16 protein-coding genes are annotated in these 18,228 nt (G+C 71.5%); 9 read left to right on the forward strand and 7 right to left on the reverse strand.

What is annotated here, in order from left to right:
* Nucleotides 1-157: 157 nt before the first annotated feature.
* The 3 genes from ACZ60M_RS17685 to mce form a co-directional block, all read right to left on the reverse strand.
* Nucleotides 158-1,984, reverse strand: a complete 1,827-nt coding sequence (locus ACZ60M_RS17685; RefSeq protein WP_465419324.1) for a DivIVA domain-containing protein — start codon at nucleotides 1,982-1,984, stop codon at nucleotides 158-160.
* Nucleotides 1,985-2,158: 174 nt separating this feature from the next.
* Nucleotides 2,159-3,358 carry a cell division protein DivIVA gene (locus ACZ60M_RS17690; RefSeq protein ID WP_465419326.1) on the reverse strand — a complete coding sequence of 400 codons (1,200 nt, stop codon included), beginning with the start codon at nucleotides 3,356-3,358 and terminating at the stop codon, nucleotides 2,159-2,161.
* Nucleotides 3,359-3,573: 215 nt separating this feature from the next.
* A complete protein-coding gene (gene mce / locus ACZ60M_RS17695; protein WP_465419328.1) occupies nucleotides 3,574-4,002 on the reverse strand; it encodes a methylmalonyl-CoA epimerase in 429 nt (142 codons plus the stop codon).
* Nucleotides 4,003-4,036: 34 nt separating this feature from the next.
* Here mce and ACZ60M_RS17700 point away from each other — a divergent pair, with 34 nt between their 5' ends.
* The 6 genes from ACZ60M_RS17700 to ACZ60M_RS17725 all read left to right on the forward strand — a co-directional run bounded on the left by ACZ60M_RS17700 (nucleotide 4,037) and on the right by ACZ60M_RS17725 (nucleotide 11,056).
* Complete coding sequence (locus ACZ60M_RS17700) at nucleotides 4,037-5,197, forward strand: acetyl-CoA C-acyltransferase (protein WP_465419330.1); 1,161 nt, start codon at nucleotides 4,037-4,039, stop codon at nucleotides 5,195-5,197.
* Complete coding sequence (gene meaB, locus ACZ60M_RS17705; RefSeq protein WP_465419332.1) at nucleotides 5,197-6,117, forward strand: methylmalonyl Co-A mutase-associated GTPase MeaB; 921 nt, start codon at nucleotides 5,197-5,199, stop codon at nucleotides 6,115-6,117. Before ACZ60M_RS17700 ends, meaB begins: the two co-directional genes overlap by 1 nt.
* A 72-nt stretch (nucleotides 6,118-6,189) precedes the next feature.
* Nucleotides 6,190-8,778: a valine--tRNA ligase gene (locus tag ACZ60M_RS17710; protein ID WP_465419418.1), complete on the forward strand. Its 2,589-nt coding sequence runs from the start codon at nucleotides 6,190-6,192 to the stop codon at nucleotides 8,776-8,778.
* A gap of 55 nt (nucleotides 8,779-8,833) precedes the next feature.
* A complete protein-coding gene (locus tag ACZ60M_RS17715; protein WP_465419334.1) occupies nucleotides 8,834-10,171 on the forward strand; it encodes a bifunctional folylpolyglutamate synthase/dihydrofolate synthase in 1,338 nt (445 codons plus the stop codon).
* The gene (locus ACZ60M_RS17720) at nucleotides 10,164-10,541 is read left to right on the forward strand and encodes a DUF4233 domain-containing protein (protein ID WP_465419335.1); all 378 of its coding nucleotides are present in this window, start codon (nucleotides 10,164-10,166) and stop codon (nucleotides 10,539-10,541) included. Before ACZ60M_RS17715 ends, ACZ60M_RS17720 begins: the two co-directional genes overlap by 8 nt.
* Complete coding sequence (locus tag ACZ60M_RS17725; protein ID WP_465419337.1) at nucleotides 10,538-11,056, forward strand: GNAT family N-acetyltransferase; 519 nt, start codon at nucleotides 10,538-10,540, stop codon at nucleotides 11,054-11,056. The genes ACZ60M_RS17720 and ACZ60M_RS17725 overlap by 4 nt, the downstream gene beginning before the upstream one ends.
* 7 nt (nucleotides 11,057-11,063) lie before the next feature.
* Here the strand turns inward: ACZ60M_RS17725 and ACZ60M_RS17730 are convergent, their stop codons facing one another.
* The gene (locus ACZ60M_RS17730; protein WP_465419338.1) at nucleotides 11,064-11,342 is read right to left on the reverse strand and encodes a hypothetical protein; all 279 of its coding nucleotides are present in this window, start codon (nucleotides 11,340-11,342) and stop codon (nucleotides 11,064-11,066) included.
* Between the two features lie 9 nt (nucleotides 11,343-11,351).
* Entirely contained in the window at nucleotides 11,352-11,546 is a 195-nt protein-coding gene (locus tag ACZ60M_RS17735) for a hypothetical protein (protein WP_465419340.1), read from the reverse strand.
* Between the two features lie 206 nt (nucleotides 11,547-11,752).
* Here ACZ60M_RS17735 and ACZ60M_RS17740 point away from each other — a divergent pair, with 206 nt between their 5' ends.
* From ACZ60M_RS17740 to ACZ60M_RS17750, 3 genes are read left to right on the forward strand one after another with little or no spacing between them, the layout of a single operon-like run.
* Complete coding sequence (locus ACZ60M_RS17740; RefSeq protein WP_465419341.1) at nucleotides 11,753-13,618, forward strand: SCO2524 family protein; 1,866 nt, start codon at nucleotides 11,753-11,755, stop codon at nucleotides 13,616-13,618.
* 2 nt (nucleotides 13,619-13,620) lie between these two features.
* Nucleotides 13,621-14,529 (forward strand): SCO2523 family variant P-loop protein, encoded by a 909-nt coding sequence (locus tag ACZ60M_RS17745; protein WP_465419343.1) that lies wholly within the window; start codon nucleotides 13,621-13,623, stop codon nucleotides 14,527-14,529.
* Nucleotides 14,530-14,572: 43 nt separating this feature from the next.
* Nucleotides 14,573-15,568 (forward strand): SCO2522 family protein, encoded by a 996-nt coding sequence (locus tag ACZ60M_RS17750; protein WP_465419345.1) that lies wholly within the window; start codon nucleotides 14,573-14,575, stop codon nucleotides 15,566-15,568.
* Here ACZ60M_RS17750 and ACZ60M_RS17755 read toward each other — a convergent pair.
* Together ACZ60M_RS17755 and ACZ60M_RS17760 are read right to left on the reverse strand one after the other, a co-directional pair.
* Nucleotides 15,565-16,587 carry an SCO2521 family protein gene (locus ACZ60M_RS17755; RefSeq protein ID WP_465419347.1) on the reverse strand — a complete coding sequence of 341 codons (1,023 nt, stop codon included), beginning with the start codon at nucleotides 16,585-16,587 and terminating at the stop codon, nucleotides 15,565-15,567. The two genes, ACZ60M_RS17750 and ACZ60M_RS17755, sit on opposite strands and share 4 nt — an antisense overlap.
* 36 nt (nucleotides 16,588-16,623) lie before the next feature.
* Entirely contained in the window at nucleotides 16,624-18,195 is a 1,572-nt protein-coding gene (locus ACZ60M_RS17760) for a VOC family protein (RefSeq protein WP_465419349.1), read from the reverse strand.
* Between the last annotated feature and the right edge of the window lie 33 nt (nucleotides 18,196-18,228).

Raw genomic sequence — 18,228 nt, forward strand, 5'->3', positions numbered from 1 at the left:
CCCCCCCCCCCCCCCCCCCCCCCCCCCCCCCCCCCCCCCCCCCCCCCCCCCCCCCCCCCCCCCCCCCCCCCCCCCCCCCCCCCCCCCCCCTCCCCGTTTCCACGGCAAGTGAAAGGGCCCGGTGCGGATATCCGCACCGGGCCCTTTCACTTCGTGCTTACGAGGACGCGACCTTCTCGGCCGCCTCGCTGGTCTGCTTGCCGTTGCCCTGCGGGCGCTTGCGGCCGTTGGCGGCCGGCTTGTTGACGGCCGCGTCCTGCGCGGGCGCCTCCTGGGCCGCCTGCTCGGCGGCCTTGGCCGGCTCCTCGGTGCGGCCCGCGCGGGCCTCCTCGACGAGCTTCTTCGCCTGCGCCCGGGCCGTGGCCAGGATCGCCTCGGAGTCGCGCCGCGCGGTCTGCTTGGCGGACTTCGAGAGCTCCTCGGCGCGGCGCTTCGCGTTGTCGGCCTTCTTCTCGGCCTCCGACACGTACTGGTCGCGCTCTGACCGGACCTGCTCGGCCTCCAGCCCCGCCTCTTCGAGGATGCGGGCCGCCTCGGCCTTGGCCTCGGCGAGCAGCCGCTCGCGCTCGGCCTCGATCTCGGCCAGCTGGGCGCGGGCCTGCTCCACTTCGGCCTCGGCCTCGACCTTCGCCCGGTCGGCGTTCTCGCGCAGCTTCGTCGCCTCCCCGGCCGCCTCGGCGGTGACCCGCTCGGCCTCGGCCGCGGCGTGCTCGCGCACGCGCTTGACCTCGGCGGCGGTGTCCTCGCCCAGCTTGCGGGCCGCGACCTCGGCCGCCTCGCGCTCCTTGCGGGACGCGTCGGCCGCCTCCTCGCGCAGGCGCTGGGTCTCGCGCTCGGTCTCCTCGGCGAGCCGCAGCGCGCTGGCCTCGGCGGCCTCGCGCTCCAGGCGCGCCGCCTCCTCGGCTTCGGCGGCGAGCTTCGCGACCTTCTCGTCGGTCTCGGTGGAGAGCCGCAGCGCCTCGGCCTCGGCCTCCTCCAGGCGCCGCTGGGCGTCCAGGCGGAGCCGCTTGGCCTCGTCGGCGGCCTCGGTGCGCGTCAGGGTCGCGTTGTCGGCGGCCTCGGCCCGCACCCGCGTGGCCTCGTTCTCGGCGTCGGTGCGGACGGTCTGCGCGAAGGTCTCGGTCTCCTGCTTGAACTTCTCGAGGTTCTCGACGGCCTCGGTGCGCAGGTCCCGCAGTTCGGCCTCGTGCTCGGCGCGCTTGCGCTCGGCCTCGGCGTCGGCTTCGGCGGCGATGCGGTCGGCCTTCTCGCGGGCCTCGCTGATCGCCTGCTCGGACGCGAGGGTCGCGTCGTCCTTGAGCTGCTGGGCCTCGGCGCGGAGGCGTTCGACGTGAGCGACCAGCTGCCGGGTCTGCTCGTCAGCGGCGGCGCGCTTGTTCTCGGCGTCCTGCTCGGCCTCGGCCACGAGGGCGGCCGAGCGCTCCTTCGCCTGGTCCACCATGGCCTGGGCTTCGCGGGCCCGCTTGTTGATCTCGGCGTCGATGATCGCGCGCCGGTCGGCCTCGGCCTTCTCGGCGGCGGCCCGCCGGGCCTTCAGCGTGGTCTCGAAGTCCTTGCGGGCCTGCTCGATCTGCGCCTCGGCCTCGCGGAGGCGGTTGTCGGCGTGGTGGTGCAGGTGCTGGGTCTGCGCCTGGGCGTTGGCCTTGATCTCCTCGGCCTGCTCCTCGGCGAGGGTCAGCATGTGCTCGATGCGCACGCCCAGGTGCCGGTAGGAGGCCTTGTCGCCCGCGGCGCTGCGCCGCCGCAGCTCCTGGATCTGGGCCTGGAGCTGCTGGATCTGGATGACCAGCCGGTCGATCTGGGCGACCGCCTCGGCCCGTTCTCCCGCGAGGGTGTCCATCTGGAGCTGCATCTGCTGCAGGAACCGCTTGACCTGTCCCTTGTCGTATCCGCGCAAGGCGGTCTCGAACTCGTACTCGACGGGTCCACCCTCGTTGAATCCGGTCAGCAGTTCCGAGTCGTCCAGTCTGTCTTCACGCGCCATACCCTCATCCTCACGTAAGCCGCGTCCCGCCACTACCGGCAAGGGACCGGATGTGACGGGACGCGGCCGAAGCTGTGGTTCCTCCACCGTCGACCTACGCCTGCGATCATTCTTCACTGTCGCAGACTTCGACGGTAACGCGGATTCGCCAGGTTTACTTGTCGTCCTGTTTTTCTACTTGTCGTCGCCCTGCTGCCCAAGGGCACCGCCGAGGGCGCCGCTGACCAGACCGCTGAGGTTGCGCAGGGTCTCCTGCACCTGGTCCCGCTTCGCGGTGAGCTCGGCCACCTTGGTCTCGGCGTCGGTCGTGACGCGCTCGGCGTCCGACTTGGCGTCGGCCAGCAGCCGCTCGGCCTCGGACTTCGCGTCGGCGACGGCCTTCTGCGCGTCCTTCTTGGCCTTGCTGGTGGTCTCCTGCGCGTAGTTGTCCGCCTCGGAGCGCTTCTCCTCGCCGCGGGTCTCCGCGGCCTTGGCGCGCTCTTCGGCGTCGCGGGCGCGGTTCTCGGCGTCGGAGACGAGCTTCTGGGTCTCGGCGACCGCGCGGGTGTGGCGGTCGGACTCCTCGCGCTCGGCCTTCTCCTTGCGCTCGGCCAGTTCGAGGTCGAGGGCCTGGAGGTCCTTGTCGCGCTTCTCCTTCGCCTCGGCGAAGAGCTTCGCGGCCTCGGCGCGCTTCTCCTCCGCCTCGCGGGCGGCCTTGGCGCGCAGCTGGGTGATCTCGCGGTCGGCCGTGGCACGGAGGGTCGCGACCTCGCGCTCGACGGACGCCTTGAGCTCGGCCACTTCGTGACCGGTGGCGGTGCGCAGCTGCTTGGTCTCGCGCTCGGCGTCGGCGCGGAGGGTCTCGCATTCGCGGCGGGCGTTGGTCCGCAGCTCGGCGACCTCGCGCTCGACCTGCGTGCGCAGGGTGTTCGCTTCGCGCTCGGCGTTCTGCTTCAGGGAGCCGGCCTCGCCGCGGGCGGCGTCGGTGATCTCGCGGGATTCGAGGCGGGCGGCCGAGAGGATGCCCTCGGTCTCGCGCTTGGCCTCGGCGCGGTGCTCGTTGGCCTGCTCCTCGGCCAGCCGCAGGATCTGCTCGACCCGGGTGCCGAGCCCGGAGAGCGTGGGGCGGGTGTTCTCCTCGAGCTGCTTCTGCTGCTCGGCGAGACGCTGCTCAAGGCCCTGGATGCGCTGCTCGGCCTGGCGCAGACGACGCTGGGCGTCCGTCATCCGCTGCTCGGCCTCGGTCCGCTGCGACTCGGTCTGCTTCAGCTTGCCGAGGTTCTTCGAGATGAACTCATCCACCTGGTGACGGTCGTAACCCCGCAACTGGACGGGGAATTCCGGCACCGATTGGTCGTTGTCGAAAAAGGTACTGCTGGAGGGCTGCTGCGACATGGACCAATACTTGCAGACGCGACCGCGAATGTCGACAGCAAGGTCAGGGGTTTGTGGAGGGCGAACCACCCGCAACACTAGCCGCAAATCGGGCGAAATCCTTGAAACGACACGGAACTCGTGCCTGGTGAAGTTTCGGTGTCCTCCAGGTGTCACCCGAATGGAGTCGTCTATCGGACAGTGACGGCGGCGCTACGGCCTGACCTGCAAGGGCCCTAAGCGGGTTCGACGAGTTCGACCAGGACGCCCCCGGCGTCCCGCGGGTGCACGAAGTTGATCTTGGAGCCCGCGGTGCCTTGGCGTGCTTCGTCATACAGGAGCCGGCACCCCTTTGCCCGCAGCGCGGCGGCCGCCGCCTCGACGTCCGCGACGGTGAACGCCAGCTGCTGGAGGCCCGGCCCCTTCGACCCGATGAACTTCGCGATCGGCGACGCCTCGCCGAGCGGCGCGAGCAGCTGCACCTGCGCGCCGCCCTCGGGCCACGCGACCATCGCCTCGACGACCCCCTGCGCCTCGTTGGCCTCGCGGTGCACTTCGGTCCCGCCGAGCGTCCCGGTGTAGAGCTCCAGGGCGCTGTCCAGGTCCGGGACCGCGATCCCGACGTGATCGATGCGCCGCAAGCCGATTCCCTCAGTGAACGTCATAACATCGAGGGTATAGACCAACGGAGGTCCTTCAATGAACGACGACAACACCGTCATCCTCGCCAGTGCCCGGACACCCATCGGGCGCTTCAACGGCGCGCTCGGCGACATCCCCGCCACCGATCTGGCCGGGACCGCGATCCGGGCGGCACTCGAACGGGCCGGCGTGGCCCCCGAACAGGTGGACCAGGTCGTCCTCGGGCAGGTCCTGCCCGCGGGCTGCGGCCAGAACCCCGCCCGCCAGGCCGCCGTCGCCGCCGGACTGCCGATGAGCATCCCGTCCTTCTCGGTCAACAAGGTCTGCCTCTCGGGCCTGACCGCGGTCGGCCTCGCCGACTCCCTGCTGCAGGGCGGCGCCGCCGAGGTGGTCGTGGCCGGGGGCATGGAGTCGATGAGCCGCGCCCCGCACCTGCTGCCCGGTTCGCGCCGCGGCTTCAAGTACGGGGAGACCGTGCTCATCGACCACCTCGCCTACGACGGCCTCACCGACGCCTACGACGGCATCTCCATGGGCGAGTCCACCGAGCGCCACCTGAAGGGCCGCTCGATCACCCGCGAGGACCAGGACGGTTTCGCCGCCTACTCGCACCAGCGCGCCGCGAAGGCCGCCGAGCGGCTCGCCGAGGAGATCACCCCGGTCGAGACCCGCAAGGGCCTCGTGGACGCCGACGAGGGCGTCCGACCCGACTCCACCGCCGCCGGCCTGGCGCAGCTGCGCCCGGCGTTCACCGAGAACGGCACCATCACCGCCGCCACGGCCTCGCAGATCTCCGACGGCGCCGCCGCGCTCGTCCTGTGCAAGAAGTCGACCGCGATCGCGAACGGCTGGACCTGGACGGCCGAGATCCTGGCGTACGCCACCGTGGCCGGGCCCGGCAACTCGCTGCTCGACCAGCCCGCCAATGCGATCACGAAGGCCCTGAACGCGGCCGGCGTCGCGGCCTCGGACCTCGACGTGGTCGAGATGAACGAGGCGTTCGCGGCCGTCGTGCTCGCCTCGGCCGAGACCCTCGGCGTCGACCTGGAGAAGGTCAACCCCGACGGCGGCGCGATCGCGCTCGGGCACCCGATCGGGGCCTCCGGGGCGCGCCTCGCCCAGACCCTCGCCCGCCAGCTCGGCCCCGGCCAGCTCGGTGCGGCGGGCCTGTGCGGCGGTGGCGGCCAAGGCGACGCGATCGTCCTCAAGGGAGCCTGATGCAGGTCTCAGACCTGGTGGCGGCGGCCCGCGCGGGAGACCGCCGGGCCACCGCCCGCCTCATCACGGCCGTCGAGAACGGCACGGCCGACGCCCCCGAGGTCTCCCGCCTCGTCACGGGCGGGGACGCCACGGTCGTGGGCGTCACCGGCTCGCCCGGCGTCGGCAAGTCGACGCTCGTCTCGGCACTCATCGGCGCGTGGCGCGAAGCGGGCCTTCGCGTCGGCGTGCTCGCGGTGGACCCCTCCAGCCCCTTCAGCGGCGGCGCGATCCTCGGCGACCGCGTGCGCATGGCCGACCACGCCCTCGACGACGGCGTCTACATCCGCTCGATCGCGACCCGCGGCCACCTCGGCGGGCTCGCGGCCACCACGGGCGCCGCCGTGCGCGTCCTCGAAGGGCTCGGCTTCGACGTCGTCATCGTCGAGACCGTCGGCGTCGGCCAGGCCGAAGTCGAGATCGCCGCGCTCGCCGACACGACGCTGCTGCTGCTCGCGCCCGGCATGGGCGACGGCATCCAGGCCGTCAAGGCCGGGGTCGTGGAGATCGCGGACGTGTACGTGGTCAACAAGGCCGACCGGCCCGGCGCCGAAGGCACCGTGCGCGACCTGCGCGCCCTCATGAGCCTCGTCCGCCGCGAACCCGGCGAGTGGCGCCAGCCGATCTGCACCACCGTCGCCTCCGAGGCCAAGGGCATCGACGACCTCGTGGCGGCCATCGGCAAGCACCGCGACTGGCTCGCGGGCGGCGACCACCTCGCCGACCACCGCAGGCGCCGCGCCGCCGCCGAGATCCGCGCCCGCGTCGACGCCGAGCTGCGCCGCCGCTTCCACGTCCCCGAGGCCCTGGCCGAACAGGTCGCGAACGGCGACACGGACGTGGCCGAGGCGGCGCGAAGGGTTCTGGGCGACACCGCGTAAACCGCTTCGCATACCTGCGTGCGCGCTCCTTACACTTGACGGGTGACAGACGCAGCGAAGAAGACACCGGACATGGAAACCCAGCTCTCGAAGACGTACGCGCCCGTAGAAGTAGAGGCGCGGCGCTACGAGCAGTGGGTAGCCGACGGTCGCTTCAAGGCTGCCGACGACTCCGACCGCGAGCCCTACGCCATCGTGATCCCGCCGCCGAACGTGACCGGCCAGCTCCACCTCGGCCACGCGCTCAACCACACCCTCATCGACTGGATGGTGCGCCGCGAGCGCATGCGCGGCAAGGAGGCCCTGTTCCTGCCGGGCACCGACCACGCCGGGATCTCGACGCAGAACGTGGTGGAGCGCCAGCTCGCCGACAAGGAGGGCCTGTCCCGCCACGACCTCGGCCGCGAAGGCTTCGTGGACAAGGTGTGGGAGTGGAAGGACACCTACCACGAGCGCATCACCTCGCAGATGAAGAAGATCGGCGACGGCGTCGACTGGGACCGCGAGCGGTTCACCCTCGACGAGGGCCTCTCCAGCGCCGTGCAGACGATGTTCAAGAAGATGTACGACGACGGCATGATCTACCGCGCCGAGCGCATCATCAACTGGTGCCCGCGCTGCATGACCGCCCTGTCGGACGCCGAGGTGGAGCACCAGGACGACGCGGGCGAGCTCGTGTCGATGCGCTACGGCGACGGCGAGAACGCCATCGTGGTGGCCACGACCCGCCTGGAGACCATGCTCGGCGACACCGCCGTGGCCGTCCACCCCGACGACGAGCGCTACCGGCACCTGCTCGGCACCACTGTGGAGGTGCCGTTCACGGGCCGCCGCATCCCGATCGTGGCCGACGCCCACGTCGACCCCGAGTTCGGCACCGGCGCCGTGAAAGTGACGCCCGCGCACGACCCGAACGACTTCGCGATCGGCCAGCGCCACGGCCTGCCGTCGATCCTCATCATGGACGAGCGCGGCGTGATCACCGCCCACGGCCCGTTCCAGGGGCTCGACCGTTTCGAGGCCCGCTCGGCGATCGCCGCCGCGCTGCGCGCCGAGGGCCGCATCACGGCCGAGAAGCGCCCGTACATGCACGCGGTCGGGCACTGCGAACGCTGCGACACCACGGTGGAGCCGCGCCTGTCGCTCCAGTGGTTCGTGAAGGTGGAGCGCCTGGCCAAGATGGCGGGCGACGCCGTGCGCAGCGGCGAGACGAAGATCTACCCGCCGGAGATGGAGAAGCGCTACTTCTCGTGGGTGGACAACCTGCTCGACTGGTGCATCTCGCGCCAGCTGTGGTGGGGCCACCGCATCCCGATCTGGTACGGCCCCAACGGGGAAGAGATCTGCGTGGGCCCGGGCGAGACCGCCCCCGAGGGGTACACGCAGGACCCTGACGTGCTCGACACGTGGTTCTCGTCGGGCCTGTGGCCGTTCTCGACGTTCGGCTGGCCCGAGCAGACCCCCGCGCTGGAGAAGTTCTATCCGACGGCCGCGCTCATCACCGGCTGGGACATCATCTTCTTCTGGGTGGTCCGGATGATGATGTTCGGGACCTACGCGATGGGCAAGGCCCCGTTCGCGGAGGTGGTCCTGCACGGGCTCCTGCGCGACGAGCAGGGGCGGAAGATGTCGAAGTCCCTCGGGAACGGCATCGACCCGCTCGAGATCGTGGACCAGTACGGCGCGGACGCGCTGCGGTTCATGCTCGCCCGCGACGCGAACCCGGGCGCGGACGGCATCGCCTCGATCGCGCTGGCCGAGACCGCCCGGAACTTCTGCAACAAGCTGTGGAACGGGACCCGGTTCGCGCTCATGAGCGGCGCGACGGTGGAAGGCGAACTGCCGCAGGACCTCTCGCTGGTCGACCGCTGGGTGCTCTCGCGCCTGTCCGGGACCGTGGCGACGGTGGACGCGCTGCTGGAGCAGTACGAGTTCGCGAAGGCGATGGACGTGCTCTACCACTTCGCGTGGGACGACGTGTTCGACGTGTACGTGGAGCTGACCAAGCCGGTGCTCAGCGGCGGCGGCCAGGCGGCCGAGGACACCCGCCGGGTGCTCGGCCACGTGTTCGACCAGCTGCTGCGCCTGCTGCACCCGGTGATCCCGTTCGTCACGGAGGAGCTGTGGCTGACCCTCACCGGCGGCGAGGAGCGCGGCGACTCGCTCACGGTGGCCGCCTGGCCGACGCCGTCCGGTGCGGACGAGGAGGCCGAACGGCTCGTGGCCGCGATGCAGCACGTGGTCGTGGAGGTCCGCCGCTTCCGCTCGGACCAGGGCGTGAAGCCCGGCCAGCGGGTGGCCGCGCGCATCACCGGCCTCGACGCGGCCGGCCTGGCCGACCAGGAGTGGCTGATCCGCGCGTTCGCGAAGCTCGACCCCGTGACCGAGGACTTCGCGCCGACCGCCGAACTCGCGGTGTCCTCCCAGGTCATCGTCGCGCTCGACACGTCGGGCACGATCGACGTGGCCGCCGAGCGGGCCCGTCTCGACAAGGCCCTCAAGGCCGCCGAGAAGGAGCTGGCGGGGACCGTGGGGAAGCTCGGCAACGAGGCGTTCCTGGCGAAGGCGCCCGACGCCGTGGTCGACAAGATCAAGGCGCGCAAGGCGACCGCCGAGGCCGACATCGCGCGCATCTCGGCGCAGCTCGAACGACTGGCGTAGTACGGAGGCGGCCGCCCGCGAGGGCGGCCGCCCTCCTTCTTATAGGGGGAAATAGTTGAACGCCGAATTGGCGCAAGTCGAAGCGCTCCTGGAAGCCCGCGGGTTCTCCCGCTGGGACTTCACGCTCGACCGCATCAAGCAGCTGCTCGACATGATGGGCGACCCGCAGCGGTCCTTCCGCTCGATCCACATCACGGGCACGAACGGCAAGACCTCGACCTCGCGCATGATCGAGCGGCTCCTGCGCGGGCACGGCCTGCGCACGGGCATGTTCACGTCGCCGCACCTCAACAGCGTCAACGAGCGCATCAACATCGACGGCGAGCCGATCAGCCCCGACAAGCTCGCCGCCCAGTACTACGAGATCGCGCCGCTCGCCGAGCTCGTCGACCGCGACGCCTCCGAGCCGCTCACCTATTTCGAGATGACCGTCGCGCTCGCCATGGGCGCCTTCGCGGACACGCCGATCGACGTGGGCGTCATCGAAGTGGGCCTCGGCGGTGAGACCGACTCGACGAACATCCTGAACGCCGAGGTCGCGGTCGTCACGCCTATCGGGATCGACCACACGAAGTGGCTCGGCGAGACCCTCGCCGAGATCGCGACGATGAAGGCCGGGATCGTCCACGAGGGCTCGACGCTCGTCACTTCGACGCAGGAGCGCTCGGCGATGGAGCCGCTGCTGCGCCGCGCCAACGCGGTCGGCGCGAAGCTCGTGCCCGAGGGCCGCGGTTTCGAGGTCACCGCGCGCGAGGTCGCAGTCGGCGGCCAGCTCATCACGATCGAGACGCGCGCGGCCCGCTACCAGGACCTGTTCCTGCCGCTCCACGGCGAGTACCAGGCGCACAACGCCGCGCTGGCGCTGGCGGCCGTGGAGGTGCTGCTGGGCGCGGGCGAGCCGAAGGCCCTCGACGCCGAGGTGGTCGGGCAGGCGTTCGCGGAGTTCTCCTCGCCGGGCCGCCTGGAGGTCGTGCGGACGGCGCCGACGGTGATCCTGGACGCCGCGCACAATCCGGCGGGCATGGAGGCCATGACGAAGGCCGTCGAGGAGGAGTTCAACTTCCGCAAGCTCGTCGGGGTCGTGGGCATGCTGGCGGACAAGGAGACCGACCACATGCTCGAACTCCTCGAGCCGCTGCTCGACGAGATCGTGATCACTAAGTCCTCTTCGGACCGGGCGATGCCCGCGGCGACGCTCGCGAAGATCGCGAAGGAGATCTTCGGCGAGGAGCGCGTCACGGTGCTCCCGCACCTCCATGACGCCGTCGCGCGCGGCATCGAGCTCGCCGAGGAGGCCGACGACATCTACGAGTCCGGCGGCGGCGTCCTCATCACCGGCTCGGTGTTCACCGTCGCCGACGCCCGCAAGCTCCTGGTGGGCCGCCGTGGCTGACGACGACGTGCAGCAGGACGACACCCGTTCGGGCCTGCGGAACCCGGAGCGGGCCGCGCGCAGCCTCGCCGCGATGGCGTTGGGTTTCGAAGCGCTCGCGCTGCTGCTGGCGATCGTCCCGATGCGGATGATCCTGGACGACGCGACGGCCGCGATCGTCGCTGTTCTCATCCTGACTGTCGCCTGCATCGCCTTGGCGGGCATGACGAAACGCCCGTGGGTGTGGCCCGCTGGCGCGGTCGTGCAGGTCGCGCTCATCGCCTGCTGGGGCATCCACTGGTCGCTCGGCGCGGCCGGGATCGTCTTCGGCCTGGTGTGGGCCTACTGCTGGTACGTCAAGACCGCTCTCGGAAGGCCCCCGAAACGATGACCGAACTCGAGACCGAACGGCTCCTGCTGCGCCCCTTGGCGAACAGCGATGCTGAAGCCCTCGCCGTTATCAACGCCGACCCGGAGGTCATGCGCTACATCGGCGACGGCGGCCCCCGCACGCCCGAGCAGACCGAGGCCCTGACCGCGAAAGTGGCCGGGCACTGGGACGAGCACGGCTGGGGCGCGTTCGCCGTGTGCGAGAAGGCGACCGGCGACGTCGTCGGCCTGGGCATCCTCGCGGTCCCGACGTTCCTCCCGGAGATCCTGCCGGTGACCGAGGTCGGCTGGCGGATCGGCCGCGACCGCTGGGGCCGCGGCTACGCGCCCGAGGCCGCGCGGGCCGTGATCGGGTTCGCGTTCGGCGAACTCGGACTCGACCGGGTCGTCTCGTGCATCCACAGTGAGAACAGCGCCTCGATCCGGGTGGCCGAGAAGCTGGGCATGTCGTTGGAGCGCGAGACGGTGGTCCCGGGCTACGAGGTTCCTTGCAGCGTCTACGAACTCAAGGCCTGACGGCGGCTCATTCGCCGCCTCCGCCGCCGCAGTCGCCGCCTCCGCCGCCTGAGTCGCCGCCCCAGCTGCTGCCGGAGTAGCCGGGACCGCAGTCGTTGCCGCCGCTGCCGCTCGATCCGCTGTCGGACGAGCCGGTGTAACCCATGCCGTAGCTGCTGGCGCCCGACGAGTCGTGGTGGTACCGCCCGCCGCCCTTGCGCTGCTGCGAAGCGCCGCCTGCGGCGATGGCGGCGATGAGGATGATGACGCCGAACGCCACCAGGACGAACACGAAACCGGATTCCATGCGAACTCCTCAAGGGGTGGGGGACCGGCGTTCCACGCTACTGCCGCCGGGCCACCCGCCGGGGATCGGTTCGCCGCGCGGCTCGCGGTCCGCTTCGGCCGCAAGGCGTTCGGCCCTGCGGCGGCGGCGGTCGCGGATGCCCGTGGCGAGGGCCGCGGCGGCGACGGCGGCGACGATGACCCCCGCCAAGACCAGCTCGACCATCGCGACTCCTTGCGCCTGAAGGGTACCGGTACGCCCGGTTTGCCGACCCTACTCATAGGACGCCCGAAGCCCCTGCCGCGGACGCTTCCGATCTGTCGGGTAACCGACAAAACACGTTCTGCGAGTCTGTTTGTGTCACATGGGCGTGCGATAGTGGACCTGTCCGATTCGGCCCTGTGAGCGCTCGGCGGTGATCCCCTGTGAAGATGCAGCCTCGGCAACAGCTCCTCGACATCTGGCGGGCCCAGGTGGCCTACAGCTGGCGCGCGCCCGAGGACGGCGGCAAGCGCAAAGTCTGGCACTGGGGCGGCCGCAACCAGTCCGACGCCGTGGGCGACGCCCAGCAGCTGCTGTGCCTGCTGTACCCCGCGCAGGAACTCTCCGAGCTGCGCTACGCCGACCCCGACGCCACGAGCGACGCCGTCCTCGAAGCGCTCTCCGGCCTCGGCGACGCCGTGGAGATCCCCATCCGGATCATGCGCCTGGTCAAGAACTACATGGAGAAGCACGTCGACGGCGACGGCGTGCCCGTCTACTCCGGCGGCTCCAACATGCACCGCAAGGACCGCACCCAGAAAGCCAACCCGGAGCAGCGCGCGGTCGACGTCACCGAGGGGTTCGCGCTCGCGATCCCCCTGTGCCTCACCTCCCTGTCGTTCCTCGCCGACTTCCAGCCGACGGTCGACCGCATGGGCCGCGGCGACCTCAGCCGGGAGCTGGAGGAGGCGCAGCAGACCATCCACCGGCGCCTCCTCGGCGCGATCACGGGCCTGCTGCGCTCCTTCGCGGTGTCCACCTTCGACGCCGACGACGAGTTCGGCCGCCAGCTCATCGCCCTCATCAACGTCGACGGCCAGGCCGACCGCAAGATCGTGCGCCGCTTCCGCGAGAGCGCGAACGACATCATCGCCACACTGCGCACCATCACCGTCGGCTCGGGCGGCACGGCCGGCGTCGAGGCCCCCACGAAGCTCTTCGAGATCGGCTGGTCCTGGTCGGTCGTGGAGAAGGCCCCGGACATCCCGGATGTATCGGACACCTCCACGCAGCGCGCCGGACGCGCCGAGGACGCCCCGTACCTGTACTTCACCGTGGTCGCCCTCGAGGCGATCCAGGCGCTGTTCTCGCCCAGGGTCATGCGCCGCAACCTCCTCACCGAGGAGGAGCAGCGCCTCGCCCAGTCGCTGCAGCTGCGCATGGACGTCACCCGCAGCTACTGGGCGATGGTCGCCTCCTTCGGCGGCGGCTCGAAATGGCCCCTCGAGGACGTCCCCTGGCGCACCACCGACGGCCTGGAGTACGACTACTACTCGCTGCTGGTGTGCGCGGTCGCCACCGACAACTTCGGTGCTTCCCGCGGCGGCGACGACGACCTCATCCGCCTCGGCGACGTCCTCGTCGAACTCGCCAACCGGGGCCGCATCACCCGCCGCGCCCTCGTCGGGGACCGCGCCATCGAGACGCACTTCCCCGGTGTGAAGTCCGAACTCGCCGGCATCGAGAAGCTCGACGGCCCGCCCATGGTCTGGAACATGGTCGACTTCGCGCCGCTGCTGCTCAAGCGCCTCTACCACGCCGCGAGCCTCCTCGTCACGATCGAGTCCCGCGCGGAACTGCTCGAAGTGGCCGACCTCGTGTGGGACCACCTGGCGCGCAGGCGCATCCGCGAGGGCACCGCCGCCCGCCTGTGGGACCAGCCGAAGCAGGTCTACGGCGAGCTCGCCAACTGGTTCGAGGACCCGTCCTGGCACTTCACGATCCGCGTCGTGGAGTCGATGGTCCTCGCGGCCCAGTTCGCGACCTCCGAACCGGCCCGCTCCCGCAGCCTCGAGGATCTGGCGCACGAACTCCTCGTCGAGGCCGAGCACGTCTACGACCAGGAGCTGCTGCGCGGCTCCGGCAACGCCGGCCCCGCACTCGCGCAGGAGATCCGCTCGGTGGGGCTGACGATCCGCCACGCCAAGGAGGTCGTCGACGAGCGCCCCGGCACCGCGTTCGCGCTCGTCATCAAGGCCCTCAACGACCTCGACCGGCTCATCGCGGCCGGGCGCGACGCCGAGACCGGAGTGTGACGATGCTGCTGTTCGCGACCTCGGACAAGGGCGGCACGGGGCGGTCGGTCTCCTCCTGCAACCTCGCCTACCGCCGCGCGATCCAGGGCGCCAACGTGTGCTATGTGGACTTCGACTTCGGCTCGCCCACCGCGGGCGCGATCTTCGCCATCGACGACCTCGAGCACGGCACCCACGGCAACGGCGTCCACGAGTACCTCCAGGGCCTCGCCTCCGAGTCTGAACGCCACTCCGTCTGGGCCACCAGCGACCGCGACGAACTCCAGGCCCGGCCCGACGGCGCGGGCGACCTCGTGCTCTGCCCCGGCGACGCCGACGGCTCCGAGTTCCCCGGCGACGACACCACAGTGGACAAATGCGTGAACCTCCTCCAGGAGCTCTCCCGCGAATTCGACCTCGTCATCGTCGACCTCTCCGCGGGCCGCTCCCACGCCACCGAGATGGTCATGGCCGCCACCGCCCGCCCCGAGCTCGCGAACCTCCCCTGGCGCTGGATCGTCTACCACCGCTGGACGAAGCAGCACGTCATCGCCGCCCACTCCCTCGTCTACGGCGAAAGGGGCCTCATCGAGACCGCCAAGGCCCTCGGCGACGACTACCAGCGCAAGCTCCTCGCCTCGATCCGCTACGTGCGCACCGCCGTCGTCGACCCCGACGGCGCCGACCTCGCCGGGCTCAAACCCACCCAGGTCCGCTGGCTGCGCAAGATCGACGCGGACCTCCACCAGATGGCCGCCCGCCTCAAACTCGGCCGCATGAACCTCCTCGGATCGGTCCCGCTCGACCCGGTCCTGCAATGGCGCGAGCAGATCATCACCGACGCCGACACCGTCGCGCTCGACATCGCCAACCACGAGACGGTCAGGGCCTTCTCCGAACTGGCCGTGCGCTCCGCCGAGGAGCTGTTCTGAAGGGCCCTGGGGCCACCGCCCGCGGCACCGATGGAGTGGACGCATGACGTACGAAGAGACCAGCGCGAAGCAGCGGACCGAGCGCTTCGGCATGTCGCACCTGTCGATCGAGGTGGGCCACCTCTACGCCGACGACCTCGCCCGCCCCGACACCCTCAAAGCCGAGATGGCCTCCGCGGCCGCCTGGGTCCACGGCACTACCGAGGCCCTCTCGAAGCGCCTCGGCGGGCGCCGCCCGCGCGTGAGCACCTGCTATCTCGTCGACGACTACAGCCAGCAGGGCATGCCCCCGCCCGAGGAGCTCATCAGCGTCATCTCCGAGGCCGCGGCCGACGCCGGGCTGCGCATCGACTACCTCGCCCGCGAATCCTCCTGCGCCCAGATGGACCAGCTCGAGCTCGCGGGGCTCGTGGCCGACCGGATCGTGTTCGAGCCCCCGCCCGACTCCAACGGCTCCCGCCCCACCGTCGCCCGCTCCGGCTGGCTCTGCAACGGCGTGCCCAGCCCGAAGCCGAAGGGCATCGCGATGGGCGTCCCCGAGCAGTGGAAACCGCCGAGCCAGAACGCGAAACGCGACCACTCGGTGTTCCTCGACGTCGAACTGTGGAGCGACAGCGAGCAGGGGCGGCGCTGGTCCTGCCCGATGCTCGCCGCCGTCTGGCAGCTCCTGCGCCTCGGGGTGCTCCGCAACCAGGGCAAGCGCATCGGCGTGCCCGAGGCGGTCGCCGCCGTCGTCCCCGACGAGCACGGCCACGACCCCGACCGCCCGGCGCGCGCCCGCTTCCCCGAGACCTGGGCCGCCATGCCGCCGATCCTGCAGCTCGAGCCGGGCGCGTTCCCGTTCCCGGCCTACCGCACGGTCTCGATCCTCTCGGTGAACTACCTCGAGGTCGAGCACGCAGTCCGCGTCATCTGCGGGTCCGTCCGCCCGGAGGCGAGCGCGATCGAGATCATCCGCAAATCGGCCGAACGCGAGGGCATGGTCCTCCCCGACGAGCTCGTCGACCGCCTCAGCTACATCTTCCAGGGCCCGCTCTAGAGGCGGTAGGAACTGCCGGAGCCGCCGCCCTGTCTCTGGCGGTTCTCGACCAGGTCGAGGATCTGCGCGGCGAGGTCGGCCGCGCCGTAGTCGATCTGGGAGCGCACGCGCTCGGTCATCGTCGTCCACTGCCTGGTGAGTCCGGGGCGCTTTTCGAGTGCGTCCCACATGAATTCGAGGTCGGGGGAGGTGCGGGCGCCGGCCGACCACAGGTGCAGGAGGTGGTCGACGACGGGCCGGAGCGTGCGCAGCGTGTGCCGGGCGTCCTCGCCGATCTTGGCAAGTGCGACGCGGGCGGCGACGGCGGTGAGCAGCCAGTCGTGGACGGCGAGGTCCTCGGCGGCGGCCGCGACCTGCTCGGGGTCGACGGGTCCGGTGACGATGTGCAGGCGGCGCCTGTCGTTGCCCGCCACGCGGAACGCGACGGTCTGGCCCGCGTCCGGGTCGGTGATGGCGGCCCAGCGCAGCCGGGTGGAGCCGGTCTTGATGGGCGGGCGCTGGTCGAACATGGGGCGGGCGAGCACGTCGTGGATGGAGTGGCGGGCGACGGCGGCGGTGTCGAGGAGTTTCGCGCGGTCGGCGCGGCGTTCGGCGACCAGGTACCCCTCGGCGAGGCGGTGTGCGTCGAACTTCCCGATCGTCTCCAGCGTCCCTGGCCGGGCGAGGTAGTACGACCAGGGCATGCGCCGCGGGTGCTGCGAGAGCGACACGGCGGCCCACGCGGAGCCCTGCAGGAGCTGCCCGCCGGTGAGGACGGCGCGGGAGGCGACGGAGCCGACGGCGCGCAGGGACCCGTTGCGGTCGTCGGCGTCGGCGTGCTGGCTGTCGGGCTTGGGGCCCAACGGGAGCCGGCAGTCGACGCCGTGCAGGAGCGTCGGGGAGGAGGTGTGCGGGACGGGCCGGGCCCATTGGACGACGGTCTCGCCGACGGCGAGCGCGAGTGCGGCGCGGGCCTCCTCGGGCGTGAGCGGGCGCGAGTGCGGCAGCAGCGCGGTGTGGATCTCGCCGACGACAAGCATGGGTATGCGCTCCTCTTCACTTGGGCGGGAAGGCTCCTAGTCGCGCTCCCGGTGCTCGGTGATGGCCAGGCCGTGGCCGTCCGGGTCGCGGAAGGCCGCGGCCCGCATCTGGTAGTTCTGGCCGAGCAGCGCGGTGCGCGGCAGGTGCAGGAACTCGACGCCGGCCTCGTTCATCTCCGCGAACGTGGCGTCGATGTCGCCGACCTCGAAGGTCAGGTGCATGACCCCGGTCTCGCCGGGAGGCGCGTCGGGCCGCTCCCACAGGAGGATCTTGCCGAAACCGGCGTCGAGGACGGCGGCCTCTTCGGTGCGGTCGGCGATGTGGAGTCCGAGTGTGTCCGTGTAGAACTCGACGGACCGCTGCAGGTCGGCGACGACGAGGGTGGCGGCGACGTCGGTGACGTCGGTGCCGCCCAGCCGCTGTTCGGACAGGAGCAGTTCGGCCAGGTCGTGGGCGAGGCTGCTGCCTTCGGTGGAGGTCCGCTGCCGGGGCGGGGACTTGAGCTTGGTGACGGCTTCGGCGATCGGCCCCTTCGGCGGCGTCGCCTCGGGTGCGGGCGGTGGCGCGGTCTCCGCTGTCCCGGCCGAGCCGTAGCCGCTGCCGCCGATCCGGTCGGTGGGCAGCGTGAACGCCTGGCCCGGGGACGGCGCCGCGTCGTTCTGCGGCGCGGACTCGGCGACAGGGCCCAGCGGTTCGGGCTCGGTCGCGGGCGCGTCTTCCACTGCGCCGCTTGCGATGTCGTCGTCGACGAGTTCGGCGTCGACCGGTTCGGTGATGTGCCGCTGCCCGGGGGCGGGCGGCTCGACCGGGGCCGCGGCGGGCTCGGCGGGTTCGACGATGACGACGGCGGGCGGCGGTTCGGGCGCGCGGACCGGCGCGGCGGCCGCAGCCTGCTTCACCGGCTCCGGCGGCGCCTCAGCGCGCGGGGCGGGCTCGAACAGGTCGTCGAGCGTCGCCGCCGGGGCCGGCTGCTTCACCGGGGCCGGGCGCGGCGGGTCGTCCTCGACGATGAGGTCTTCGAGCCGGTGCTGCCCGATGAGCGGCGGCGCCGGGACCGGCTGCGGGAAGCGGCGCGCCGAGTGCTCGACGGTGACGAACGCGATGCAGCCCGCGAAGCAGGTGAACGCGGCCACGGCGATGCCGACGCTCTGCGCGCCGACCGCCATGGAGGCCAGGAAAAGGGAGACAACCAGTAAAGTGATGGCGCCGACCGCGTGGGAGGTGCGCCACCGCATCCGCCTGTCGCCGTTGAGGGTCGTGCCGATCGCCTCGCCGCCCGCCGAGTGGTGCTGGCGGGAGTGCAGGTCTTTCAGGGCGTTCTGGTTGATCGCCCACCAGCGGGCCTCGCGGGACCGGCGCTGCTGGTCGAGCATGAGCCGCTGCTGGCGCAGCTGCTCGGCCGTCGCGCCCCGTCCCACCGGCTGCCGTCCGGTGCGGGGCATCGCTTTCGCGGGCGCGGCCTTGCGGACGCCGCCTGCCTGCGCCTTCTTCGGTGCACCGCCCTTGGCGGTGCCTTTCGCGCCGCCGCGCGCGGCCCCGCCTTTCGCGCCGCCCCTGCTGGGCGACTTGGAAGGGGACGGCCTCGGGGGTTGGCTGCCACGTGCCATCGGGGACACCTCATCCACAACTGGGAGAACCGG

The organism is Glycomyces sp. NPDC050141 (assembly GCF_055586545.1).